The 25,761-nt window shown below is 69.9% G+C and carries 19 protein-coding genes; 5 read left to right on the top strand and 14 right to left on the bottom strand.

Annotation, left to right across the window (positions count from 1 at the left end):
- Nucleotides 1–58 precede the first annotated feature (58 nt).
- Genes VNF92_02260 through VNF92_02235 form a run of 6 tightly spaced genes read right to left on the bottom strand, consistent with a single transcriptional unit; the run spans nucleotide 59 to nucleotide 8,170 of the window.
- A complete protein-coding gene (locus VNF92_02260) occupies nucleotides 59–820 on the bottom strand; it encodes a hypothetical protein (GenBank protein HVA56687.1) in 762 nt (253 codons plus the stop codon).
- The gene (locus tag VNF92_02255) at nucleotides 817–1,674 is read right to left on the bottom strand and encodes an amidohydrolase family protein (protein ID HVA56686.1); all 858 of its coding nucleotides are present in this window, start codon (nucleotides 1,672–1,674) and stop codon (nucleotides 817–819) included. The genes VNF92_02260 and VNF92_02255 overlap by 4 nt, the downstream gene beginning before the upstream one ends.
- Nucleotides 1,671–2,990: an aminotransferase class III-fold pyridoxal phosphate-dependent enzyme gene (locus VNF92_02250; protein HVA56685.1), complete on the bottom strand. Its 1,320-nt coding sequence runs from the start codon at nucleotides 2,988–2,990 to the stop codon at nucleotides 1,671–1,673. The genes VNF92_02255 and VNF92_02250 overlap by 4 nt, the downstream gene beginning before the upstream one ends.
- A 31-nt stretch (nucleotides 2,991–3,021) precedes the next feature.
- Entirely contained in the window at nucleotides 3,022–3,768 is a 747-nt protein-coding gene (locus tag VNF92_02245) for a TrmH family RNA methyltransferase (GenBank protein HVA56684.1), read from the bottom strand.
- On the bottom strand, nucleotides 3,765–6,602 hold the full coding sequence (locus tag VNF92_02240) for a heparinase II/III family protein (GenBank protein ID HVA56683.1): 2,838 nt from the start codon (nucleotides 6,600–6,602) through the stop codon (nucleotides 3,765–3,767). The genes VNF92_02245 and VNF92_02240 overlap by 4 nt, the downstream gene beginning before the upstream one ends.
- Nucleotides 6,602–8,170 (bottom strand): peptide ABC transporter substrate-binding protein, encoded by a 1,569-nt coding sequence (locus VNF92_02235; protein ID HVA56682.1) that lies wholly within the window; start codon nucleotides 8,168–8,170, stop codon nucleotides 6,602–6,604. Before VNF92_02235 ends, VNF92_02240 begins: the two co-directional genes overlap by 1 nt.
- Before the next feature lie 15 nt (nucleotides 8,171–8,185).
- On the opposite strand from VNF92_02235, the gene VNF92_02230 reads away from it, so the two are divergent.
- Nucleotides 8,186–9,175, top strand: a complete 990-nt coding sequence (locus tag VNF92_02230) for an ABC transporter permease (GenBank protein ID HVA56681.1) — start codon at nucleotides 8,186–8,188, stop codon at nucleotides 9,173–9,175.
- A complete protein-coding gene (locus VNF92_02225) occupies nucleotides 9,172–10,050 on the top strand; it encodes an ABC transporter permease (GenBank protein HVA56680.1) in 879 nt (292 codons plus the stop codon). Before VNF92_02230 ends, VNF92_02225 begins: the two co-directional genes overlap by 4 nt.
- 18 nt (nucleotides 10,051–10,068) lie before the next feature.
- Here VNF92_02225 and VNF92_02220 read toward each other — a convergent pair whose 3' ends face one another.
- Nucleotides 10,069–11,772, bottom strand: coding sequence for a hypothetical protein (locus tag VNF92_02220; protein HVA56679.1), 1,704 nt, complete (start codon nucleotides 11,770–11,772; stop codon nucleotides 10,069–10,071).
- A gap of 21 nt (nucleotides 11,773–11,793) precedes the next feature.
- Nucleotides 11,794–14,409: a glycoside hydrolase family 38 C-terminal domain-containing protein gene (locus VNF92_02215; protein ID HVA56678.1), complete on the bottom strand. Its 2,616-nt coding sequence runs from the start codon at nucleotides 14,407–14,409 to the stop codon at nucleotides 11,794–11,796.
- Between the two features lie 151 nt (nucleotides 14,410–14,560).
- On the opposite strand from VNF92_02215, the gene VNF92_02210 reads away from it, so the two are divergent.
- Together VNF92_02210 and VNF92_02205 are read left to right on the top strand one after the other, a co-directional pair.
- On the top strand, nucleotides 14,561–15,208 hold the full coding sequence (locus VNF92_02210; GenBank protein HVA56677.1) for a VTT domain-containing protein: 648 nt from the start codon (nucleotides 14,561–14,563) through the stop codon (nucleotides 15,206–15,208).
- Between the two features lie 17 nt (nucleotides 15,209–15,225).
- Nucleotides 15,226–15,822 carry a superoxide dismutase gene (locus VNF92_02205; GenBank protein ID HVA56676.1) on the top strand — a complete coding sequence of 199 codons (597 nt, stop codon included), beginning with the start codon at nucleotides 15,226–15,228 and terminating at the stop codon, nucleotides 15,820–15,822.
- Nucleotides 15,823–15,864: 42 nt separating this feature from the next.
- Here VNF92_02205 and VNF92_02200 read toward each other — a convergent pair whose 3' ends face one another.
- The 5 genes from VNF92_02200 to VNF92_02180 all read right to left on the bottom strand — a co-directional run bounded on the left by VNF92_02200 (nucleotide 15,865) and on the right by VNF92_02180 (nucleotide 23,608).
- Nucleotides 15,865–17,136 (bottom strand): cation:proton antiporter, encoded by a 1,272-nt coding sequence (locus VNF92_02200; GenBank protein HVA56675.1) that lies wholly within the window; start codon nucleotides 17,134–17,136, stop codon nucleotides 15,865–15,867.
- Nucleotides 17,133–19,106 (bottom strand): biosynthetic arginine decarboxylase, encoded by a 1,974-nt coding sequence (gene speA / locus VNF92_02195; GenBank protein HVA56674.1) that lies wholly within the window; start codon nucleotides 19,104–19,106, stop codon nucleotides 17,133–17,135. Before speA ends, VNF92_02200 begins: the two co-directional genes overlap by 4 nt.
- Nucleotides 19,107–19,158: 52 nt before the next feature.
- Nucleotides 19,159–19,758 carry a pyridoxamine 5'-phosphate oxidase gene (pdxH, locus tag VNF92_02190; protein HVA56673.1) on the bottom strand — a complete coding sequence of 200 codons (600 nt, stop codon included), beginning with the start codon at nucleotides 19,756–19,758 and terminating at the stop codon, nucleotides 19,159–19,161.
- An 81-nt stretch (nucleotides 19,759–19,839) separates the two neighbouring features.
- Nucleotides 19,840–20,637, bottom strand: a complete 798-nt coding sequence (locus tag VNF92_02185) for a TIGR00266 family protein (protein ID HVA56672.1) — start codon at nucleotides 20,635–20,637, stop codon at nucleotides 19,840–19,842.
- 13 nt (nucleotides 20,638–20,650) lie between these two features.
- Nucleotides 20,651–23,608, bottom strand: coding sequence for a prolyl oligopeptidase family serine peptidase (locus VNF92_02180; protein HVA56671.1), 2,958 nt, complete (start codon nucleotides 23,606–23,608; stop codon nucleotides 20,651–20,653).
- 151 nt (nucleotides 23,609–23,759) lie between these two features.
- On the opposite strand from VNF92_02180, the gene VNF92_02175 reads away from it, so the two are divergent.
- Nucleotides 23,760–25,190, top strand: a complete 1,431-nt coding sequence (locus VNF92_02175) for an MBL fold metallo-hydrolase (protein ID HVA56670.1) — start codon at nucleotides 23,760–23,762, stop codon at nucleotides 25,188–25,190.
- Nucleotides 25,191–25,386: 196 nt separating this feature from the next.
- On the opposite strand, the gene VNF92_02170 is transcribed toward VNF92_02175, so the two are convergent.
- On the bottom strand, nucleotides 25,387–25,761 hold a 375-nt coding region (locus VNF92_02170), incomplete at its 5' end, for a hypothetical protein (GenBank protein ID HVA56669.1).

Below are 25,761 nucleotides of genomic sequence, written 5' to 3'. Positions count from 1 at the left end.
CGACGATTTCGTTCGTATTAAGACTTTGAGGGCCAGACCCCACCGCGCGGTCTCGGCGTCACACGAACAGTCGATCGGGATCCGCAAGCGGTTTCCCCGCGACATCGTCGGGCAGGAGCGCGAGATTCCCGCGCGGCGCCTGCGTGAGGCGCAGGGGCCACTGCGTGCCGTACACGAACCGGTCGGCGCCGATCGTTCGAAACAGCCTGGCCAGATGATCCTCCGGGGGACCCCAGATCCACGAGATGTCCCACACCACGCGGCGTTGCTCTTCTGGGGTGAGACCCCAGTGCACCTCTTCGATCATCTCGCGGCCGGCGGCCGCCACGACGAGCCGCACCCCGGGCCCGCAGCGCGCCAGGTCGCGGATGGCAGCGGCGGTGAGGTCGCCGGCGGCATCGAGCGGATGGCGCTGGCGCAGGTCCTCGAACCGGACGGTGAGCACGAGCGCCAAACGAGCGTCGCCGCACGCCTGGGCAAGCTCCCTCATCCGTGGATCGTGCGGACCGAATTGCCAGATGGTAGGGTAGGCGCGCACGGCAGGAGCGCCCGCCTTTACCGCGGTGCGCACGGCCTGCTCCCATTTTGGCCAATCGGGACGGATGGCTGGCACCGGGCGCAGGGTGGGCTGATACGGCGCCAGCGCCGTGTACAACTGCGCGTTTCCGGCCGACGGATCCCTATAGAACGCGCTCGGCAGATGGCCCACCCACGCTCCGCTCAGTCCTTCGCGTTCCAGCACGCGCGTCAGGACATCGGGATCGGGGTGCGGCACGTATCGGAACGGGTACGATCCGATGAGCGCATTGACGTCGATCATGCGGGTGCCGGCTCGGCCAGGGGAAAGCTGCCCGCCGGGAATATCCGCACCGCGTTGCCGTAGCGGATGAGCCGGCGCTGGCCCGCGTCGAGGCGAATGGCCTCGAATCCCATGAGCTTGGCGATCCCGGTTTCCATGGTAACGTCGCATCCCCAGAGAATGCGCTCGGCGCCCAATTGCAGGATGGCCTCGTCGAGCATTCCACGATCGACCCCGCTGCCCGAGACGTCGACCAGGATGTTGGGCGTGTCGGCGATGGCCGGAAGGGTGTGCAGATAATCCCCGCCCCCGCCGATATGGGCGAGGATGAACGACACGCCCACGTGGCGGCGGGCCAACGCGGCGAGGTCCACGCCGTCGGAAATCTCCTGCGTGGGCCAGTCGCGCGTCCGATGCTGCCAGACATGATGCAGCACCGGCAACCCGTGTCGCGCGGCCGCTTCGCACACCGGATCGAGCAACGGGTCGTCGGCGCGGCGGCTGGCGGCGAGTTTGAGACCCACGGCTCCACGCGCGGCGCACCGCGCGATCTCCTGGACGGCGTGGGCCGTGTGATTGGGATTCACCGTCACATACGCACGCACGCACGCCGGTTCGCGCTCGGCGATGGCGAGCATGGCATCATTGCCGGCGGTGACGTCACGCGGCGACGGGAAATAGATTGGCGACGAGAACCCCCAGCTGCCGAGGACCGACGCCACGTGATACGTGATGCCGATGCGCGCCCCGGCGCGGAACCGGGCGTCGTTCACGGCCGCCCAGTCGGCGCGCGGACCGCCGGCATGGTGGAAGTGCGCGTGCACGTCGATCAGCGGCTCCGGGCCGCCCAACGGAGGCGCCGAAACGGGGCTCACGTCTCCTCGAGAATCTCGACGAACGAGGCGCTGGCTGCGTGTTCGATTTCCTGGATCGCCTGCTCGTCGTGGGCCATCGACGCGTAGTTGTAGGCACCGCGTTTGAACAGGACGCCGTGCGCTGCGGCGCGCCGCAGGAACTCGGCCTCCACGGCGGCGTCTTCGAAGCGCAGAAACCACATCGGGTCGAGTCCCTCCACCGACACCCCGGGAATGCCGCTGGCCGCGACCGCCGCCGACACCACGCGTCGCATCTCGGCTCCGTTCTTGGCCAGTGTGTCGCAGATGTCGGCCTGGGCGTGCCACTCGAGCACGGTCATGGCCGCCGCGAGCGCGCTCGCTTCGCCGGCCAGCGTGGATGAGATCCAAGTCCTGGCCGCAGCCTCCATGATATCCTTGTGGCCGCACACCGCCGAGAGCGGAAACCCGTTGGCGAGCGCCTTGCCGAAAGTGGCGAGATCGGGGGTGACGTTCGCGACTTCCTGGTATCCGCCGGGCGCCAGCCGAAATCCGGTTTTCATCTCGTCGAAGATGAGCGCCGCGCCACGCTGCGTGCACAGTTCGCGGGCACGGGCTGTCCAGGTGGTGGACGGCATGCGTTCCACGACAGGTTCGAGAATGATCGCCGCCAGGCGGTCGCCGGCCGTGCGCACGGCCGTCTCGAGTGCCGCGGTGTCGTCGTACGGTACGCGGATGACGTCGCGCCGCGCACCCTCCGGCACCCCCGTGCCTTCGCTCGCCCAGTCGTGCCAGCCGAGATATCCCGATGCGATCACGACATCGCGCCCGGTGTAGGCGCGCGCGATGCGGACGGCCGCCGACGTCGCTTCGGCGCCCGTCTTCATGAACCGCACACGCTCGGCACAAGGAACGACGTCGCACAGCCGCTCGGCCACCGCGACCTCGAACGTGCTGTTGAGGGCCGAGACGTGGCCCCCACCGATCGCATCGAGCACGGCGCGGGTCACGTTGGGCTCCGCGTACCCCAGTGCGACGGCGCCGAGGGCCATGGAGCAGTCGACGTAGGTATCACCGTCGGTGGCGACCAGCCGGCACCCGGACGCATGAATGAAGTGCGTGGGCGCTTCGCTCGCGTCGGTGCCGTAGAGCGCCGCCGTGCGCTTGCTGCCCGTGGACGCGCCGCCGGCGATGACCGCGGCGGCGCGCTCCGCCCACGAACGATCAGGGGCCTCTTCGGGCAGGCCGCTGTCGTCTTCGGGTTCCGTCGCCCCGTCGTCGGACTCCTCGGGGGACGCGTCGCCCACCTCGGCGGGAGGGGCGGCGGCGCTGCGATCGAAAAATCGTTTGAATACCATGGCGTGAAGAATGCGGGGTGTGGAAGTCGCGTCAAGCCCGATCGGTGCGGCGAAGGTAGTTCAGGACCTCGAGCGCCATGGCGCGGATGAGGGACAGTTCCCGGGCATCGGGCGCCGCGCGGTAGGTCAGCGACCGCAGCGTGCGCATGATGTGCTCCGAAACACGCGTCTTGAAGAATTCGATGCCGTCGAGGGACCGCTCGAGATCGGCGAAGTACTGCTCGAACTGCTCGGCCGAGGGCGGGGGCGCGGCCTTGCGGGACGGCGCCACGGCGCGCGTGGCGTCGGCGGCCGCGAGGTGCAGTTCGTAGAGCCCCACGAGCACCGCCTGCGCGAGGTTGAGCGAGGCGTGGTCGGTGGTGGGGATCATGACCGCGGCGTGCACCCGGTCGAGCACGTCATTGGGAAGGCCGCTGTCCTCGCGGCCGAACACGTAGGCTACGGGCCCCTGCTCCACCGCACCGAGGGTGGCCGCGGCTTCGTCGCGCGGGGTGGTCACGGCCCAGCGCGCGGCGCGGCGGCGTGCCGTGAACCCCACCACGCGCACGCAGCCGGCGATCGCGGCATCGAAATCCTGGAACGTCACGATGCGGTCGATCAGGTCGCGCGTGCCGTGGGCGATGCCTTCCAGGCGGTGGGGGTCGTATTCCACCGGGCGCACGAGGTGCAGCGTGCCGAGGCCCATGTTCTTCATCGCGCGAACGGTCGCGGCGATATTCACCGGATCCTGCGGCTCGTAGAGGACGACCCGGATCTGCGCCAATCGCGAGTGAGTCACGTGACGATGGTGAAGCGAAGGAGCCGCGACGGATCGTGGCGGTCGCCGCGCAGATACACGAATTCCCCATCGGGCCCGCTCAGAATCAGCTGGCCTCGCCGCCGTTCGCGGCCCGGCGCGGTCTCATTGATCAGCACGTCGAGGGCGAACTGGTGTCCCACCTCCAGCGGCTCCCGCAGGGCCACCTCAGCGCGCAATTCGTAGCCGTGGCTCGTGCGGCGCCACGTCGCGCGGGACAGCTTCAGGCTGCCCCACCCGTCGATCGGACGGGCGCGTACGGTGCCAGGCCGGCCGGGCACCTCGGGCACGAGCACCCACGCGCCGCCATTGTCGTTGGCCTGCAGGTAGAGTTGCACGCCGTCGCCGTTGATGTCGGGCGCTTCGTTATCGTACGGATTGACCGCGTCGGCGGGTACGAACCGCGGACTCGGGGTCGTGACCTGCATGTCGACGATCAGCGACTTCGGCGTGGCGGCAACCGCCACACGGGCCACGGGAGAGCCGGCCTCCTCCCACGTTTCCTCCGACCGGCGGTAGGTGGACGCGCCCAGGTGGTACACGGCATACCGCGCCCGTTCGCTCGGCGTGGCGTCCGCCCACCACCCGGCTTGGAACTTGGCTGGCGAAAGGAGTACGCCGTTGTGATCGTCGGGCGGGCGTTCCACCGTGGCGTCGGCTTCGGCCGCACGCGCCTCGGCGGGAATCGGCGTGCCCATTCGTTCCGCGGTTGCCTCGAGTGATTCGTCTTCGGGAATGATGCCGCCGAGCGCCACGTGGTGCGACGCGCCTTGCTGGTCGATCTCGACGTGCCACCCGTCCACCGCGGGCTCGTGGCGGTGACGCGACCCATCGCGAAAGTGCACGAGCACCGTGTCGCCGATCCATTCCACCGATTCGATTTCGGGCGACCAGGCCCACACCATGCACACCTCGCCGACGGGCGCGCTCGTGGATTCGATCACGAGGAAGCGGCGGCGCGCGGCCGGCGGCTGGCCGGGCCCCGACAGCGTGTACCAGGTCGTGGGTGTCCCGGCGCGCGCGAGGCACCGAAGTTGATCACTGTCGGCGCGGCGCGGGGTGAGAAGCACGCGGGCGCCCGCATCGGCGCGTTGCACGCGTTCGGTGGTGACGAACTGGTCGCCGTCTTCGAGGCCACCGGCACCGGCGAATCGTCCGCGGGCGTTCTTGATCTCGCCCCCCAGCTCTGCGTCGAAATGCACGGGCAGCGCCACCGTCGCGGCATGGCCGGCGCGCCACCGCAACCGGTCGATGAAGTACTCGGGCATGACGACGAGCGTGCGCTCGGCAAGCACGTCGGGCCAGACGTACACCCGCGCGCGCGCCCAGCCCACCTGGTCCTGTTCGTCGAAGGCTTCGAGCACGCCGTCCACGCGCCACTGGGAGTGGCCATCCACGAACGGCGCATTATGGGCCAGCGTGCTGCGGTACCAATGGAGCGATGGATCCACGTACGACCCCGTCCCCATGTCGTCGAGCCATCGCGTGGTGCCCACCGAGAACAGCACGTTCAGGCGATCGGGGTGGCCGTGCCCACCGCCCGATTGTCCGTAGTCGAGCGCGGCGAACACCTGGGCGTGCTCTCGTCGGAATACGGCGATGCCCTGGCCGTGGAGTAGGACGCTCTCCAGTCCGAGCCGCCGGCGGGGGGGAAGATGCTCACGAGCGAAAAGCAGTGATTTCCAGCCCAGATCGGCCCGGGTCAGGCGCACGCCGCGGCCATTGCGTTCCGCTTCGGCGCTCGACGTGGAGCGCCCCGTGTCGCCGGTGGCCGCGGCGGCAGCGGGATCGTAGAGCGCGGCGAGCGTCGCGACCAGCACGGGATCGTCACCGCGGGCCAGCCCGAGTTCGCACACCTCCGCGAATCGCCATTGGCGGAGCGAAATTGCGTATTGAGAATCCTTGCGCGAAGGCAGCGTGAGGTCGGGAAGGGCCGTGGCGAACGTCGCGGAGAAGCCGCGGTCGAAGCGCGGCACGACGTGGGCCGGCAGCCGAGAGCCGGCGCGTTCCGCCAGTTGCACGCCGTACCAGAGGCCGCGGTGCGCGAACTGGTGGTAATTCTCGCCCTCGTACCAGGTGCCGTCGTCCAGCAGGCCGTCCTCGAGGTGCGCCAGCAAGCCTGACGGCCCGAAGACGATCGGGTCGACCGCGTACTCCTGCCCCAGGAGCAGACGGCCAGCGAGCATTGCCGCGTTGTTCCACACCTGGCGATTGGACGCCCCCTCGTCGTAGCCGGCAATCAGCGCGACACTGGGCTCGATGAGCCGCTCGCGCACCGCAGCACCGGGCGCGGCCCATCCCGCGGTCTCGAGCAGATCGAGCGCCACGCACAGCTGCAGCAGCCAGATCGATTCGAGGTACGTGCTGAAGAACGGGCGCGTGGGGCCGAGGACGTTGTCGCGATTGGGATATTGCAGATACGCGTCGGCGTATTGCGACAGGATGTCGGCGGAGAATCGCGCGTGGCGTTCGTCGCCGCGCACCGCATAGAGCGCGGCGCCGTGCACCGCGCGTTCGGCCAGCCAGAGCTGATATGGATACAACCACCACCGGTCGTGGAGTGGGCCGCGGTGCGCGAGTCCGCAGGCAGGACAGTGGTGTTCGTGCGGCGTCCACGGGTCGAAGGTGAGCGGCGAACCGTCGCGTTCACAATAGCCGCCGGCGCGCGAGAGCAGCGCCTTGTCGCGCGGCACACGCAGCTGCGCCGCGAGCGGGCGCTCGAGATCAGCGGCCAGCGAGTCGGCCAGCGGTGCGAGGCCGCTGGCCGCCACGAGGCGGCGCGCGGCCAGCAATTCGGAATCGACGAGAAGACCCATCACCCGGAATCTCTCGGCACGAGGCGCCATCGCGCTAGCGTGGCGAGTTCGCCGCGCAGATCCATCGTGACCCCGCGCAGCCGTCGCGTCACACCCTGAACGCCCCTCGCATGGTACAGCCAGACCACGGGCTCCTGCCGAGCCAGCTCCGCTTGCACGCTGCGCCACGCCGCTCCGCGCGCGCTGTCGGTGCGCGCCAACGACGCGCGCGCGAAATCCGCATCGAGCGCCGGCTCGTGAAAATCGGCGTAGTCCAGCGCCCCGCCGGCCTGCCGCGATTCGAACATGGCGCGCAGGAAGGCCAGCGAGAGGTCGCCCGACACGCCGGTGACGAGCGCGTCGAACCGCTTGGGCCGCGCGCGCGCCTCGCTGAGGAACGCGCCCAATTCCATCTGTCTGATGCCCATGGTGATGCCCCGCGCCGCGAGATCCGCCTGGACGAGCTGCTCCAGCGCGTCGTCGGACGTGCCCACGGTGAGCAGGTCGAAGGCGAATGCGTGGCCTCCGCGCATCCGGCGTCCGTCGGCGCCGCGGCGCCAACCGGCCGCATCGAGCAGCGAGTCGGCCCGCGCCGGATCGAACACCGGGGGCGTGGTGTCGGCGTACGGAACCTCGGGGGCGACGGGTCCCGCCGCCGGCCGGCCGAACCCATCGAGCGCCGCTTGCACGATCCGCTCGCGGTCGATGGCGAGGGAGATCGCCTGCCGCACGCGCACGTCATTGAACGGCGGCCTGTGGGTGTTGAGCACGATGCCGGTCTCGAACAGGATCGGATAGTCGACGAGGCGGAGCGTCGGATCGCGCCGGACGAGGGCGGCCATGTTCGGCGAGACGCCGGCCACGTCCAGCTCGCCGCTTGCCAGGCCGGCGAACTTGGTGGTTGCCTCGTCCACCACCGCGATCACGAGCCCACGGAGCAAGGGCGGCCCGCCGAGTGCAGCGGGAAAGTCGTCGTTTCGAGCGAACACCCATCGCTGGCCGGGCTCGCGCGACACGAACCGGAAGGGACCGTTGCCCACCGGCGCCACGTCGAACGCCGCCGTGCGCATCGCGCGCCTCGGTACCGCGGCCAGGAGGTGCGCGGGCAGGATGGGCAGCTCGCACAGCACGAGCGGAAACCCCGGCTGCGGTGCGTCGAAGCGCACGTCCACCGTGGAGTCGTCGACGGCGATCACCGTATCGACCGCAGCGAGATCTCCGGCGCGCGGGTAGCCGGTGGCCGGGTCCTTGGCGGCGAGCAGCGTGAACGCCACGTCGCGCGCCGTGGTCGGCCGGCCATCGTCCCAGCGGAGCGCCGGTTCGAGATCGAAGCGCAGCGTGCGGCGGTCGGCGCTCCAGGTCCACGCGCGCGCCGCGTAGGGCACCGGCCGGAGGGACGAGTCGTAGCGGGCGAGCGTGGTGAACAGCGCGTAGCGCTGGACCTGGCGCGACAGCGGGTGGATCGTGACGAGCGGATTGGCCGATTCGAGATCGGTTCCCGAGGCGTAGACCACCACGCCCGGAGCCCGCGGGGGCGCCCCGCACGCGACCACCGCCGCCGTCGCCACGATTGACGCGCGCCGCGCCACTCGCATAATCAACGCGTGTCCGCCCTCCCGGTTGCGCGCCGCGTACGCGACGCGCTGGTGCTGATCTGGCTCGTGGTGAGCCTGGTGTTCGTGCTCGTCCGGCTGGCGCCGGGCGACCCGGCCACGATGCTCGTGCCCCCCAACGCGTCGCCGACCGACGTGGCGCAGCTGCGCCAGCAGTTCGGACTCGACGCGCCGTGGCCCGTGCAATATGCACGCTGGCTCGGCGACGTGCTCACGGGCGACCTTGGGGAGAGCTTTGCCAGCCACGAGCCGGTGACGCAGGTTCTCGCCCGCGCGGCCCCGATCTCGCTGGGCCTCGGCGCCATGTCGCTGGCGTTGACGTTCCTGATCGGCGTCCCGATCGGCATGGTGCAGGGCGCGCGGCGCGGCACCGCCGTCGATCGCGCTCTGACCGTGGCCACCACGGCGGTTTTTGCCATGCCCTCCTTCTGGATCGCACTCGCCCTGGTCGCGGTGTTCACGTACGGCGCGAGCCTACTGGGGTTCCCGGAATGGCTGCGGCTGCCGGCGTTCGGGCTGCACACCCCCGGGGCCGAACTGAGCGGCTGGGCCGCGGCGCGCGACCTCGTGCGCCATGCCGTACTTCCGGTTTCCATTCTGGCGGCCATCGGCGCGGCCGGCATCGCGCGGTACGCGCGCAACAGCGTGGCCGACGTGATGCGACTGGATTTCGTACGCACGGCGAGGGCCAAGGGCGCCGCCCCGAGCCGGGTATTCGGTCGCCACGTGCTGCGGAACGTGCTGCCCCCGCTGATCGTGCTCCTCGCGCTCTCGCTGCCGGGCCTCGTGGCGGGCTCGGTGTTCGTGGAGGCGGTGTTCGCGTGGCCCGGAATGGGAACGGCGATGCTGACCGCGATCGCGTCGCGCGATTACCCCGTGGTGATGGCGTGCGCGATGCTGTACGCTGGCGTGGTGATTGCGGCCAACCTCGCCGCCGACCTCGCGCTCACGCTCCTCGACCCGCGGCGGGCCGCGCCGTGACGAGCGCCGGCCCGCCCACCGCGCGGCGACGCGACCCGATCGCCCTCGGAGCGCTCGGCCTGCTCGGGGCGATGGCGCTGGCGGTGATCATCGTGCCCATGCTGTCGCATCAGAACCCGTTGGCGATCGGCGACGTGCTCGCGCTGCGCGACCTGCCGCCCGGGGCACGCGATGCGACGGGCGCGTTCCATCTGCTGGGCACCGACGGGTTCGGGCGCGACCTGTTCGTGCGCATGATGCTGGCAGGCCGGATCTCGCTGGCCGTGGGCCTCGTGGGCTCGGGGGCGGCCGCGGCACTGGGCACGGCCGTCGGGGCGACGGCCGCCTGGATGGGCGGGCTCACGGACCGCCTGGTCATGGCCGTCGCCGACGCGCTGCTCGCCGTTCCGCGTCTTATACTACTTTTAGTATGCGCCGCGTTGTGGCGGCCCGGCCTCACGAGCGTGGTCGTCGTACTCATCGCCACAGGGTGGATGGGCGTGGCACGCATGGTGCGGGCCGAAGTGTTGGGCGTGCGGACGCATCCGTATATCGACGCGGCACGAGCGCTCGGCGCGCGGAGCGGGCGGGTGTTGTGGCGGCACGCGGTGCCGAATGCGCTGGGGCCCGCCATCGTAGCCACGGCGCTCGGCGTGGGCAATGCCATCCTGCTGGAGAGCGGACTGTCGTTTCTCGGGCTGGGCGTGCAGCCGCCGGCGCCGAGCTGGGGCAACATGATCGCCGGCGGGCGAGACGCCATCGTGACCGCCCCATGGGTGGCGCTGGCGCCCGGCCTCGCGCTCATCGCCACGGTGTGCGCCTGCACGCTGCTCGGGGATTGGCTGCGCGACCGGCTGTCGGGCGAGGCGGGGGGCCTGCTGCGCGACCGGGCGTAGCGCCGGCCGCGCGCCCGATCACCCAGGCTCGCGATCGCGGCCGGGGAGCGGGCCGCGCCGCGCCTGCCAGTCAAGATGGGCGGTCGCGTCGGCAACCACGGCATCCGGGTACCGCATGAACCGGAGGAGCGCGATGGCATTGCGGGTGGACGACGGCCCCGGTTGGAGCAGGTAGTCGAAGGTCAACGCCTCGCCCGCAATCTGCTCGCGAAAGTGATGAGGCGCGAACGCGCCGTCGAGCAGATCGAGCACCTCGAGATCGTGCGTGGCCACCACCACGAGGTCGCGGCCCCGATTCAGATGCCGCAGGACGGCGTAGGCCGCCGCCACCCGCTCGGTGGTGTTGGTTCCGCGAAACGTCTCATCGAGCAGGAACAGGTGCTGGTCGCCGCTCTCCTTGGCCCGGATGAGCGCGAGGATCGACTCGACCTCGGCCAGGTAGTAGCTCTTGCCCTCGAGGACGCTGTCCATCCGCCCGATGGACGAGCGGACGCGGAGGAACGGGGCCTGCCAGGACGCGGCGCACACGGTGGAGAGCGTCTGGGCCAGTACGGCGTTCACCCCCAAGGCTCGCACGAAGGTCGTCTTGCCCGCCATGTTCGAGCCGCTGATGAGGACGCTCGCGCCGTCGATCTCCAGCGCGTTCGGCACCGCGTCGGTGACCAGGGGATGGACGAGTCCTTCGACGTGCATGGCCTTTTGTGGCGGCGTGAATTCCGGGACGCACCAGCGTGAGAGCGTGCCGCGCCACGTCGCCACCGACTGCGCCGCGTCGAGGTAGCCGATCGCTTCGAGCATCGCCCGCATGCGATCGCGGGACGCCCGCAGGATCTCGACCGTGAACACGAAGGCATTCACGTCGAGCAGAAAGAGCATGTTCGCGTACTCGTACGCGCTGCCGGAAACGTCGCTCATCATGCCGCCGGCCTGGCCGGGCTCGAACATGAGCCACCGGGTGGGGCGGACCAACGAACGCAGGCTCCGCACTCCCTCGGCGAGCACCGCGCGCTCGGGGGCGAATTCATCGAGGTCGAGCCGCGCGAGTTGCCCCGCGGCGCGCAGGAGGGCCGGGACCTCGTGCAGCGCCGGCACGAACCGCTTCACCCGCGGCTTATAGGCGAGCTGCACGAGCACATTCACGAGGCACACGCCAACCCACCACACCGCCGCTCGCGGCCAGACGGGAACGAGGGCCAGGCACATCACGGACGCCGTCGTCAGGACCGGGAAGAGCAGCCAGAGTCGCGGACGGGGTGGCAGCTCGTCGAAGCAGAGGTCCACGAGGCGGGCGGCCCGAGGATCCCGGAGGGCACGCAGGGGGGTTCTCACGCGTTCATCCGCCCCGTCGCGGTCACTGAGCCGGCGCGCCGCCCGGTCGAGTCGTGCGAGCGGCTCCGCCGTGAACCGCGGCGTGCGCAGCAGGTGGTAGAGATGCTGACGGCCGGGCTCGCTCACCGTGAAGTCGAGCCGGCAGAACACGTCGTCGAGGTCGAGGTCGCGCCAGGTGCGGTCGTCCAACGCTTGCCGTGTCTCCGCGTCCGGGAGTCGTTCGTGATACGCCCGCGCGCTGTCGAAGTCGGGTTCGCGCGCCGCGAGGCGCGCGCGTTCCTGGCGGCGAACACCGAACGCGATCCGGACCGCCGCGACGAGGCGGGGAATCATGACGATGACCAACGCCGCCGCGAGCGCGGTCAGGACCAGAGAAGCGGGGGAGTCAAGCATGAGCGAAGCGCGCTCCGTCCTTCAGCGTACCAACAGGGTTACGACCCCGCAGGCCGGCGCCGCGAACTCCACGGCGGCATCGCGCACCGGGATCCCCTCACCCGGCGTCTCGTCCAGCCGCGACAGACACGCTTCGCGCACGCCTCCCGCCACCACCCACCGCCCGCGCACGGCCCGGTCGAGGAGATTCACGCAGCGCAGCACGAGCCACGCGCCGTCCTCGCTCTCCTTGGCCGCGGAGAACGCGAGCCCCCTTCCCTGCAATTCGAGGCCCGGCATCTCCGGGGCGATCGAGGTCAGCGACCGGATCGTGGCTCCGGTGAGCGGCACGAGCGCGTCGTCGGCCGCCCGCTCCACGAGATCGGCCGTCTCATCGCCCCAGGCGTCGTGCAGCATGAGCGCGCACTCCGCGGCAAATGGACCCCGGCACTGCGCTTCGGGGGTGGGCGACGGCCACCCCGCGTGTCCGGGCCGCTCGGGCAAATCGTTGCGGGAGAGTTCACCGACGGCGCGCACGAGCGTCAGGTGAACACGGCCGTCACCGTCCACCTCGTATTCGGCCAGACCATCGGAGAACAGCGTGGCGCCGCCGAGCGCGCCGCTGAGCGAGACATACCGATGCAGCGGTGCGGTGGGTGGGGCGGCTTCCATGGCCGCCTCGTCGGGCGCGAGGACCAGCGGCACGCGTTCCACGGGCCCGAACGCGGCGTCGGCGCGCACGGTGGGCGTCGCGACGTCCGTCGCCACATCGAGCCGCAGCCGGTGATCGGCCGCCGCGTTCTCGCCGCGCACGCTCAGCCGCAACATGTCAGCGTCGGCATCGAGGGTGAAGCGCACGCGCACCGTGACAGCCTGGCCGGTCCGCACGCGCACGCGCCATCGGGTCTCGATGGCGCCGCGCAGGGGCCCACGATACACGATGCGCATGCCGGCGAGGCGCGCCGAGCGAACCTCGCCACGCAACGAAGGCGTGTAGAGGTCGCCGAGGTCGTCCTGATCTTCGAGCCGCAACAGGTCATCGATCACGCGACCGCTGGCCTCGTGGCGCAGCGTCACGCGACCCTCGTCGCCTACGGCCACCGACAGCCGCCCATTGGAAAGCGTCCGCTCGGTAACGCGCACCGGATTCGGCACGGCCTGCGCCGCATTGCGTCCTCCGCCGAGCGGCAGGGCGCGAAGCCCGTAGCCCGGCAGCTCGCCCAGCCACACGGCGGCCAGGGCGCGATCCACGAGATCGTCGTCGGGGTATGCGCGCGGCGACTCGAAGCGTTCGTGCACCAGCGCGCGCTCGAGCACCTGCACAGCCACTGCCCCGTGAACCCGCGCCACGGCTCGGCGCGGTGGCACCGGCGGACCGTCGCCCGAGCCAGGGCCCACCCGCACGTGTGCCAGAAACCGCGAGAGTTGGACGATCGCCACGCCGCCGCGCGGGCGCGCCGCGGGGTTACGCACCACCAGGTGCGGCCGCCACGCGTCGCGCGACGCGCTGGCGCGCTCGGGGTCGTGGCCGACCAGCTCGGCCACGGCGTCGTCGCGCAGCCCTGCCGCCTGCGCCCCCGCTTCGTCCATGCGCCCGTCGAATGCGCGCGCGACGGCGTCGATGGAACAGCCGCAGAGCGTGTCGTGCGGCTGGCCGAGCAGCAGGTCGCGCCACGCCGCGCGGACCAACCCCAGGCGCGAGCGCCCCGGCCGGCGGGCGGCGAGCGCCGCCCACGGCTCCGTCTCGCGCACCAGCAACCGCTCGAGACGGGCGGCTCGGCGCTTCTGATGGGCCCGCGTGGCCAAGGTTCCCTGCAACGTCCACGTATAGCCGTAGGAGTCGCGCAGTTCGCCCTGCACCTCCGGCAGATCGGAATGCGCGGCGCCGTCGAGCGCCGCGGCGGCGAAGACACGCAGAGAACTCGCCTCCACCCGCGTGGGCGCCGCGGCATCGGCCAGCGCCGCCACGGCCTCGCCCAGCCGCCGTTGCCGGGCATGGTGGTCGGCGCCGTTGGGCAGGAGCACGGCGCCGACCGTGCTGCGCGCGGCCAGCTCGTGGCGCATCGACTGCCACCGCGCTGCGGCGGCAACGGGATCGGGCGGCAGGTCGGCGCCGAACTCGTAGCCGCTCCGGGGCAGATGGTAGAGCAGCACGCGGTCGCCTGACGGCGCGCGCCACCAGCAGGCGTCGCCGGCGGGCCACCGACGGCTGCCGAAGCCACGCCACACGACGGCCATCTCGAGGCCGAATCCTCGGGCCAGCGTGGGCAGTGCTGCGGGGTGCCCGAACGAGTCCGGGCAGTAGAGCACCGGCGGCGATTCCCCGCCAAAGGCGCGCAGCATGCGGAGGCCCATGATCAGGTTGCGCACGAGCGCCTCGGCGCCCGGAATCAGCTCGTCGGCGAGTACGAACCAGGGCCCCGCCTCGAGCGCTCCGCGGCGCAGGAGCGTGGTGAGGTCGAGCGCGCGTTCCGGCCGGACGGCAAGGTAGTCGCCGAGCAGCACCGCCTGGCCGTCGAGCAGGAAGCTCGCGCCGCCCGCCGGCGGATCGTCGAGCAAGTCGTCCACCAACGCGGCGAGGCCCTGGCGAAAGCGCGCCGCCGGGTGGTACCACTCGCGGTCCCAGTGGGTGTGTGAAACGACGTGGATGGACAGCACGGCAGCGGGCGAGAGGGGAACGACGGGCCCTGCGAAGTTCGCTCCGCCGCCGTCGCCGCGGCAAGGCGGGCGCGCCCTATCCCATTGACCCGGCCTCCATGAGGGCCGAAGTTCACTGGTTCGCGGCAGGGCCACTCCTACCCGTCACCTCATGGACCAACTTCTCGATCTCTTCCATCGCCTGACCAACGTCCATGAGTTGATCACCTGGGGCGGCTACGTCGGGCTCACGCTGGTGATCTTCGCCGAAACCGGGCTGCTCGTGGGGTTCTTCCTGCCGGGTGATTCGCTGATCGTCACGGCGGGGCTGTTCGCGGCGCTCGGCCAGTTCGACGTCTATCTGCTGGGGCTCCTGCTGTCGGTGGCGTCGATCGCCGGCAACACGTCGGGGTATGGCATCGGAAGGGTTACCGGCCGGGCACTGTACTCCCGGCCCGATTCGCTGCTGTTCAAGCGCAAGCATCTGTTGCGGGCCCACGACTTCTACGAGCGCCGCGGTGGCGCAACCGTGCTGATCGCGCGGTTCATGCCCATCGTGCGCACCTTCGTGCCCGTGGTGGCCGGCGTGGCCACCATGGACTGGTGGCGCTACACCGTATACAACGTGGTCGGCGGTCTGCTCTGGATCTGGGGCATGCTGTTCACCGGATATTTCCTCGGTCGTTACATTCCAGGGATCGATCGCCACATCGACGTGGTCATCATGGTGGTGATTGTTCTCTCGCTCATGCCCGGCGCCATCGCATGGTGGCGCGCGCGCCGCCGAGCGACTGCTCCGGATATCGCATCGGACGCCTGACGTCCAAGGAGACCGCTATGGCTTTCACCCTCCCCGCTCTGCCCTACGCGAACAACGCGCTGGAGCCGCACATCGACGCGCGGACGATGGAGATCCACCACGACAAGCATCACGGTGGCTACGTCAACAACCTGAATGCGGCGTTGGAGAAAGCGCCGGCGTTCCAGGGCAAGTCGCTGGACGATCTGCTCAAGGATCTCAACGCCGTGCCCGAAGCGGTGCGGACCGCGGTGCGCAACAACGCCGGCGGCCATTGGAATCACTCCATGTTCTGGCAGATCATGGGGCCGAAGGGCGGCGGCGAGCCCACCGGCAAGCTGGCCGACGCGATCAAGAAGTCGTTCGGCGACTTTGCCAAGTTCCAGGAGCAGTTCGCCGCGGCGGGCGCCGGCCGCTTCGGGTCGGGATGGGCCTGGCTGATCACCGACGGCGGCAAGCTGTCGATTACCAGCACGCCCAACCAGGACAACCCGCTCATGGAAGGCAAGCACGCCGTGATGGGACTCGACGTCTGGGAGCATGCCTATTACCTGCACTACCAGAATCGCCGTCCGGACTACATCAAGGCCTGGTGGAACGTGGTGAACTGGCAGGCGGTGGCCGACCGGATGTAATCGGCGCCCTTCGCGATCGAGGGCACTGACGCGGAATCCGCGTCAGCGCCCTTTTCTGTTTCTGGATGGTCCGGCGACCAGGTCATCGATACCCTGAGGTTCCGCCGCCTGACGCAACCGCGACGCAGCGCGCCGGCCCAGCGCCGGCGGCGTCACGAAGGTCGTCACCAGCACCATCAGCATGATGGCGCCGAAGAGCCCGTTGTCGATGCCACCCGAGGCGAGGCCCATCTGCGCGAAGATGAGCCCGACTTCGCCGCGCGGCACCATGGCCACCCCCACGAGCAGTTTGTCGCCCTTGAACCACCACGGCACGTACCCGGCCAGCACCTTGCCCACGATGCCCACCCCGATCAGAATCGCCCCGACCTGCAGCGCGCTGCCGTGGAGGAGCGCGGGCAGATCCACCGCAGCTCCAACGCTGGCGAAGAAGATGGGCACGAAGAACTGTCCGATGCGGGTGGTCGATTCCTGCACGGCGCCGCGCTGCGGCAGATCGTGCAGCACGACGCCCGCCGCGAACGCGCCGATGATCATCGCCGATCCGGCCAGGTGCGCCGTCCACGCCAGGAAGAACGCGAACGCGATGGCCACCAGGCCGAGCGCGCCGGCCGCCCGTACCTTCTCGGCCGCCCGGAAAACCAGCGGCGCCACGCGCGAGCCCACCGCCACGGCCACGACCACGAACCCGACGGCGACTCCGGCAATCCGGGCGATTCGCGGCAGCGACACGGACCCGCCCTCCACGATGCCCGCCACGACGGCCAGGATCACCAACCCGATGACGTCGTCGATCACCGCCGCGCCCAGAACGACGCGACCCTCCGTGGTGTCGAGCATGCCCAGGTCCGACAGCACGCGGGCCGAGATCCCCACCGACGTGGCGCAGAGGGCCGCCCCGCACACCAGCGCCGGCACCCGGCCCAGACCGAACAACTCGGCACCCAGATAGCCGGCGCCGAACGGCAACACCACGCCAGCGCACGCCACCGTGGCGGCCACGCCGCCCACCTTGATGAGGTTCCGGACGTCGGTCTCCAAGCCGATCTCGAAGAGCAGCAGGATGACCCCGAGTTCCGACATCGCGGACAACACGGGGCTCGAGGCGTCGACGATGCCCAACACCGACCCGCCGAGGAGCACGCCGGCGATGAGTTCGCCCAGCACGGCGGGCTGGCGAAGCCGCTGCGCGACCTCGCCCAGCGCGCGCGTGGCCACCAGGATCGCGGCCAGCGCGACGAGCAGGTGCGCCGCCGCCGATTCGCCGATCAGCCCGGTGGTGGCGGCGAGGACCAGGGCATGGGGCGGCGTCACTGCGCCGCTTCGCCCTCCAGGTACGTGTAGCCTTCGAGGCCGGCGACGTAGTCGGCGATGAACGTGTTCGCTTCCTGCCGCGTGAGATACTTGGCGGCCGCCACCTTGCGGCGGAACACCTGGAGCAGGTCGGACGCCCGGAACTGGACGTAGTTGAGCACTTCGGTCACCGTGTCGCCGTGCACGAGGTCGCTCACGTCGTAGCCGCCGTTCGGTCCGAGCCGGATGTGCACGGCGTTGGTGTCACCGAACAGGTTGTGCAGGTCGCCCAGGATTTCCTGGTACGCCCCGGTGAGGAACACCCCGAGCACGTACGGCTCGCCGTCGCGGAACTCGTGCAGTTCGAGGCTTGGCGCGCCGTTCTTCTCGCCCACGAACCGGTCGATTTTGCCGTCGGAGTCGCAGGTCACGTCCTGCAGCGTCCCGCGCCGCGTGGGCTCCTCGTCCAGGCGGTGGATGGGCATGATCGGGAACAACTGGTCGATGGCCCAGCTGTCGGGCAGCGACTGGAACAGCGAGAAGTTGCAGAAGTAGCGGTCGACCAGCGTCGCCTCGAGGTCGGCCATGATGTCGTCGTACGCGTCGCGGTTCTGGCGGCAGATCCGCGCGATGAGGTTGATCGTCGAGAAGTAGATCTGGTCGGCCAGCGCGCGCTCGCGGAGCGACAAGACGCCGGAATTGAAGTACTCGTGGGCGCGTTCCTTGTCGAACGTCGCGTCGTGGAATACTTCCTTGACGCGCCGCCGCGACGCGTTCTTGCGCGAGACATCCTTGTAGTCGGCCACCATTTCGTGCAGCAGCTGGTGGTCGTCGTCGGTGAGCGGCGGCAGCGGCTGCTCGGCCACCGATTCGACGTCGATCACCTTGAGCAGGAGCAGCGCGTGGTGGGCCGTGAGGGCGCGGCCCGACTCGCTGATCACGTGCGGCATGGGCTGCTCGTGCTCGCGACAGGCCTCGGCCAGCGTGTACATGACGTCGTTGGCGTATTCCTGCAGCGAGTAGTTCACGCTGGCGTCCGACGTCGAGTTGGTGCCGTCGTAATCCACGCCCAGCCCGCCCCCCACGTCCACGTGCGTGATGTTCACGCCCATGGACCGCAGCTCCACGTAGAACCGCGCGATCTCCTGCAGGCCCGACTTGATGAACCGGATGTCGGTGATCTGGGACCCGAGGTGAAAGTGGATGAGCCGCAGAATGTCGAGTCGGCCGGCCGCGCGGAGTTTCTCCACTGCCTGCACCAACTGCGCCGCGTTGAGTCCGAACTTGGACTTCTCGCCGCCGCTCTCCGCCCAGCGCCCGTAGCCGCGCGAGGCGAGCTTGATCCGCACGCCGGCGGTCGGCGTCACTTCCATCTCGTCCGCCACCTGGAGCAACACGTCGATCTCGCTCAACTGCTCGATGACGATGAACACCTGGTGGCCGAGCTTCTGGCCCATGAGCGCGAGGCGCATGAACTCCTCGTCCTTGTAGCCGTTGCACACGATCACGTGGGCCGTGTGCTCGGCCAGCCCGAGTACCGCCTGCAGTTCCGGCTTGCTGCCGCACTCGAGCCCCACGCCGTGCGCGGCACCGAATTGCACGATCTCTTCCACCACGTGCCGCTGCTGATTGACCTTGATGGGATAGACGGTGGTGTACCCGCCCTCGTAGCCGTATTCCTCGCGGGCCGCCTGGAAGTGCCCCGAGAGCGCGTCGATGCGCGAGCGGAGGATGTCGGAGAAACGGAGCAGCACCGGCAGGGCCACGCCCTGCTCTTCGAGGTCGAGTTCGAGCTCGAACAGGTCCAGCTCGTGTTCCGGCTGCGTGCGATCGGGGCGCACCACGACGTGCCCCTTCTCGTTGATGTCGAAGAAGCCGCCCCCCCACCCTTCGATGTTGTAGAGTTGCCGCGCCGATTCGATCGTCCAGCCGCTGCCGGCCGCGCCCGCGTCCGGCACGGAAGGGGCCGGCTCCGCCGTGTGTGTCGCCATGGCGGAATCTTACAGCCTCACGCCCCCGCGTGCCACGGCGGCTCGACGTCCGTTACGGGAAGAGCGTCCGCACGCGCCACCCCGCGCCCTCGCGCACGTACAGCTCGCGCTCGTGCAGCCGGCTGGGCATCCCGCGCCAGAATTCCATGCGCTCCGGCGCGACCCGGAACCCCGACCAGTACGCCGGGCGCGGCACGGCCTGCCCCTCGAACTTCCGCTCGAACTCCGCGTACCGCGTTTGCAGCAGTCCCTCGGTGGCTTCCTCGCGGCTCTGCGTGGACGCCCACGCGCCGATCTGGCTGCCCCGCGCCCGCGAGGCGAAGTAGGCGTCGGCGTCGGCCTCGGCCACCGGCGCCGCGAGGCCCTCCACGCGCACCTGGCGCTCCAGGGCTTGCCAGTAGAAGCAGAGGGCAGCGTGCGGATTGCCCCGGAGTTCGCGCCCTTTGCGGCTCTCGAAGTTCGTGTAGAACACGAACCCCTGCTCGTCGACGCCCTTGAGCAGGACGATCCGCACCGCGGGCCGCCCGCCGGCGTCCACCGTGCCGAGCGCGAATGCCGTTGGCTCGGGAAGGACGGCGCGGTCCAACGCCGTGGCTTCGTCGAGCAGCGACCGGAACCGTGCGAACGGCTCGGCGAACGGCACGTCGTTCACGGAATGACCCGATCTTCGGACACCGGCATCTCCAGTCTCGCCTCCACCACGGTGATCGCCCGGCGCGCCGGCCGCGACGCGTCAGTCTCTGTTGTTGAGCAAGCCACCCATCAGTCCCAGCGCGCCGCCCAGCCCCCCCTCCTCCTTGCGTGCGCCGCCCGCCCGTGGCGCCGAGGCCAGGATCCGGTCGGCCAACCGGGAGAACGGCATCGACTGCAGGATCACGCGGCCAGGCCCGGTGAGCGTGGCGAAGAACAATCCCTCCCCGCCGAACAGCGCGGTCTTGATGCCCGGCACCATCGCGATGTCGTAATCTACGCGTTCGTCGAACGCCACGAGGCAGCCGGTGTCCACCTGGATCTTCTCGCCGCCTGCGAGTTGCATCTCGCAGAGGGTGCCCGAGGCGTGCAGGAACACCAGCCCGTCGCCCTCGATGCGCTGCAGGATGAACCCCTCGCCGCCGAAAAAGCCGGCGCCCAATCGGCGCGAGAACGCCACCGAGACGTTCATGCCGCGGGCGCCGCACAGGAATGCGTCTCGCTGGGCGACGATCCGTCCGCCCCAATCCTTGAGATCGACGGGGTGGATCTTGCCCGGCGTGACGGCGGCGAATGCCACGTCGCGGCGCACGCCCGCCGCGTTCGTGAATGTGGTCATGAAGAACGAGTCGCCGCTCAGGGCCCGTTTGGCGCCGCCCAGCAGTTTGCCCACCATGCTCCCGCCCTGGGCGTTGGGGTCGAGCGTGGTGTCCATGCGAATCCCGTCCTGCATGTACATCATCGCGCCCGCCTCGGCGATCACCCGCTCGCCGGCGTCGAGCGTGATGATCACTGCCTGGAGGTCGTCGCCGATGATCTTGTAGTCGATGACGTCGGCCATGGGAGTCGCTCCGTTAGTGGGTGCGCGAGGAGTCGGCGCCGCCGGCGGACGCCGGGAGCACGCCGGCCGGATGCCCGAGCTGGTCCCGCCCCTTCTGGAGGTAGGGAATGCCGTGGATCATCCAGGCGGGTTCGGGGAATCCGCGCAGGTGGTAGTCGAAGAACTGCTGCATGCGCATGGCGATGTCCATCTGATTGGCGCGCTTCGTGGGGTTGTGCTCGTCGCCGTTATAATCGAACATATATACCTCCTTGCCCAGGCGGCGCAGCGCCACGTACATCTCGATCCCCTGGTACCACGGCACCGCGCCGTCGCCGTCGTTGGCCATCATCAGGAGCGGCGTCGTGATCTTGTCGGCCCAGAACAGCGGGGAATTCTCGATGTAGCGCAGCGGGTATTCCCAGATCGACCCCCCGATGCGGCTCTGGGTGTGCTCGTATTGCATGGACCGGTTGAGGCCCGACTGCCAGCGAATCCCGCCATACGCGCTGAACATGTCGGCCACCGGCGCGCCGGCCATCGCCGCCTTGAACATGTGCGTCTGCGTGATCATGTACGCCGTCTGGTAGCCGCCCCAGGAGTGCCCCTGGAGCCCGAGTGCGTTCAGGTCCACGTACCCGCGGCCGAGCAGCATCTCGACGCCGGGAACGACCGCCTTCATCGCGCTCGGTCCCGGATATCCGATTTCATACGGGATGTCGGGTTCGAAGATCAGATAGCCGTTCGACACGTAGTGCGTCGGGTTGATCACGTTGCGGCCGCCCGGCGGCACGTAATGGTAGAGATTGTCGGACAGGCGCTCGTAGTAGTAGGTGATCATCGGGTACTTCTTGGCCGGGTCGAAATTTTCCGGCTTGTACAGGATGCCGGCCAGGGGAATCCCGTCGGCGCTGATCCAGTGCACCAGTTCCGCCGTACCCCAATTGAAGTCCTTCTGCTGGGGATTGGCGTCGGAGATCCTGGACAGATGGCTGAGGTCCGCGCCCGTGTAGAGATCGGGAAACTCCTCGAACGTTCCGCGCGTCACCACGAGCTGCGTCGCGTGCTTGGCCTGGAGCGGGATCCCGAAGTCGGCGTCCGCCATCAGGATCTTCTCCGGTGCGCGCCGCGCGCCGAGCCGCAGCCAGTAGAAGCCGTCGGCCTTCGTGTCTGCATTGAACGCACTGACGAGCACGGGTTGGCGCGGGTCGATGAATGGATTGTCGCGAGCCAGATCGACGACGCGGAAGATCAGGTGTTCGCGCCGGCCCACGGAGTCGGTGGCGACCACCGCAGCGCGCGCGCCCGTCGGGTCCACCTCCCAGATGTCGTACCGATCGTAGAGGAGCACCGAGCGGTCGTCCGTCGTCCAACCGCCGATGCCATAGGGCGGCGCGATGTCGGGATGGTCGTCCAGTTCATTGTCGAACCGATCGCCGTTGAGGCTCCCGGTGAGGTCGGTCGTGTGCCCGGTGGCCATGTCGTATGCGAACCAGTGCCCGCCGTCCATGTAGGTGACGAAGTGGCCGCCCGGGGAGAGCGTCGAGCGGGAGCCGCGCAGGTCCTTCTTGATCAGCGACCGCCGGCCCGTGGCGGCGTCGACCGCATACACGTCGCTCCCGCCCTCCCCCCACATCGCGGGGATCGCATACGGCACGTCGCTCGTCTCCATCGCATCGCGCGCGTCCTCGGATACGGTGGCGTTGGGGACCGAGTCGTCGGTGAGCTGCACCAGGCTCTTCGATGCGATCTGGTAGAGCGCGAGGAAGGTCCGGTCGCGGTCGCGCGCCGCGTCCACCTTCTGCTGCGGCATGATGTGCGGGTCGTTCCACGCCCAGAGATCGAAGATCGCCTTGTCGTAGAGCGAGTCGTGCGGCACGGTGTCGGGGCGTGGTGGAGCCACGCCGAACTCGATCGCCGTTCCGGAGCGCGAGAACGCCACGCGGCCGTAGTCGGCCACGAGCAGGCCCGGGCCCACGCTTCCTGCCCCGGCCACCGCGACCGGCTTCGCGTCCTTGAGCGAAGCGTAATAGAGCGTGAACCTCGGCACCCGCGCGGCGAAGTCGTCGCGGTCCGTCATGAACGCCACCTGCGATCCCGCACGATCGAACGACAGGCCCCGGTAGTCACCCTTGCCCGTCATGAGCGCGATGGGGGCGTCCTTCCCAGGAACGCGCACGAACGCGCCATCCCCCTCCCCGCCGCGGGTCGAGACGACGTACCCGAGCCACTTCGCACTGTCGTCGAAGGCGTACGTCGTGACGCTGTCGATACGCGTTTCCGCACCCGTGGCAAGGTCGCGCAGCACCAGCGTGCTCCCGGGAAGCTTGCGCCGCCCGCTCGGGCCCGCTTCAGCCACCGGCGATACACCGCCCCGACCACCTCCGCGGCCGCCACCCCCGCCTGCGGGTTCCCCAGCCGCGTTTCCACCGCCGGCGGTCGAATCGCCGGAGTCGAGCTGATACGCGATCCATCCGCCGGCGTCGGCGGGCATCTCGAAGCCTCGCACGTCGTCGATCATGGTCACGTGCCCGGTGGCGAGATCGATGATGGCGAGCTTCGACTTGGGCGGCCGCCCGGGACGGCCGCCCCGCCCACTGTGGCGCGCCGAATCGAAGGCCGTCATCGGCGCGTACGTCAGCACGGCCGCGAACCGCGAGTCGGCCGCGATGCGTCCGGCGGGCTGGCCGCCGCCGCGGCCGGTAGAGCCCGGCGTCACGTTGGGCCGCCCGATGAATCCGCGGGGCACCCTGTATTCGATGGGGCCAACCGTGCTGCGCACGACGAATTCGCCGTCGCCCACCTGGGGGGTGAGTGAGTACGCCACCCACTTGCCATCCGGCGAAATCGCGGTGCCGGTGATCGAGCGCCAGTGGTCCCAGTCGGCTGGCGTGAGCGGGCGTTTGGGCGCTTGCGCGGCGGCGGCCGACGCGGCGACCGCGAGCAGTGCGACGGCAGAAGACCACGAGACGGAGGGGAAGACTCGGCGCATGACGGGACGACCTCGGCAGAGGGCGATGGGGGGAGCGCAATCCGGAGCGGCGCACGAAACGTCTCATCCGTGCGCCGGGCGCGCCAGAGGCGCATGGCGTCGCGGCGCTACCGCCGGCTAGATTGGCCGAGGCATCACCTCCCCAAATTCCATGATTCTTCGACGCCTGTACGACGACGAATTGGCGCAGGCCGGCTATCTGCTCGGCTGCGAGGCCACGCACGAAGCCGTTGTCGTGGATCCCAATCTGGACATCCAGCGATACATCGACGCCGCGCAAGACGAGGGTCTCGCCATCACGCACGTGACGGAAACCCACATCCACGCCGACTTCGTGTCGGGGGTGCGGGCGTTGGCGGCCGCCACGGGTGCCCGCCTGCTGGTGTCGGCGGAGGGGGGACCGGATTGGCAGTACCGGGTGCCTGACGGTGCGACGCTTGTTCACGACAACGACGAGATCCACGTCGGCGCGATCCACCTCACCGCGCTGCACACCCCCGGACACACCCCGGAACATCTGTCCTTTCTCGTCACCGACACGGCGGTGTCCGATCAGCCGGTCGGCATGTTGAGCGGCGATTTCATTTTCGTGGGCGACGTGGGGCGCCCCGACCTGCTCGAGCGCGCGGCGCACGTGGCCGGCACGATGGACACCTCGGCGCGGCAGCTGTTCGCGTCGCTGCGCCGCACCGCGTCGCTCCCCGACCATCTGCAACTGTGGCCCGGGCACGGCGCGGGATCGGCCTGCGGCAAGGCGCTGGGCGCGATGCCTCAGTCCACGCTGGGTTACGAGCGGCTGGTCAACGCGGCGCTGCGCCAGACCGACGAGACGGCATTCGTGCGCGAGATCCTCGCCGCGCAGCCCGAGCCGCCGCGTTACTTCGCCCGCATGAAGCGCGTGAACCGCGACGGTGCGCCTGCGGCGCCGACCGGGGACCTGACGCGGCGCCTCGACGCCGGCGAGGTGGACGCGGCCATCCGCGGCGGCGTCCTGGTGATCGACACCCGACCGTCGGCCGCGTTCTGCACGGGGTTCGTGCCCGGCGCGATCTGTGTACCAAAGTCGAAATCGTTCAGCGGCTATTTCGGCACCGTGGCCCCCGAGGAAGCGCCGGTGGTGGTGCTGGTCGACAACGCCAGCGACGTGTCGCCCCTCGTCCAGCGGCTGCGGCTCATCGGCTTTGACCGCGTGGCGGGATGGGCGGTGGCGGCGGAGGTGCTCGCGGCGCGGCGCCGATCGGGGTCTCCGGTGGCCACCCTCGACCGGGCCGACCTGGCCGAGGTGCGGCGGCGGTTGGCGGGAAGGCGGCCTCCGCGTCTCGTGGACGTGCGTGGCGCCGGCGAGCGCGAGGCGGGCGTGATCCCCGGGTCGATCGGCGTGGCACTGGGCGACCTGGCCGACTGGGCTGCCGCGGCCTCGCGGGAGGACCCGGTGATCGTGCAGTGCCACGCCGGCAGCCGGGCCGTGATTGGCGCCAGCGTGCTCGTTGGGCGAGGTTTTGCGAACGTGACCCCGATGACCGGAGGGTACGACGCCTGGACGGCGGCCGGGCTCCCGGTGCTCACCCCTGCGCCTTCCTGATTCAGGGGTAGTTTCGTGCGTCTCGATCGTCCGTTCTCGATGCTGCCGGCCGTGTTCGTGCTGTTCGGCGCGGCGGTGCCGGCCACGATCTCCCTACCCGGATCGATGCCGGCGTGAATACCATCGCGCACGGCGACCCGACGCGGGACATCACCGCCACCCGGCGGGTGGCGTTCGTGATGGAGGACGGGACGGCCTACAAGCGGCCCTGAAGCCGGCGGGCGCCGCGCGGCGTACGGGCCGCGAAGTAGAACCACAGGGGACCGCACGCGACGGCCCCCGCGCTGCCGGCCAGCGCCGGCCAGGCGTAGTCACCCCCGACCAGCCCCTCGTACACCAGAAATAACAGAATACTCATAGGCACGACGGCCAGGGCGATCACGCCGCCCCGGCCGACGGGAATGCGGAACGCGCCGCGCAGGCCGGGCTCGCGGCGGCGCAGCGCGATGAGCGAGCCGAACTCCAGGAACAGGGCCAGGGAGTACAGCACCACGTCGGCCACCACCAACCGCCCGAACGGCACGAGCACGAACACCGAGTAGCACGCCGCCGATACCAGCACGGCGTTGAC

Source organism: Gemmatimonadaceae bacterium, assembly GCA_035533015.1.
GTDB lineage: Bacteria > Gemmatimonadota > Gemmatimonadetes > Gemmatimonadales > Gemmatimonadaceae > JAGWRI01.
Note: the sequence above shows the minus strand (reverse complement) of the source record. Positions and strands in the feature narration are given on the sequence as shown.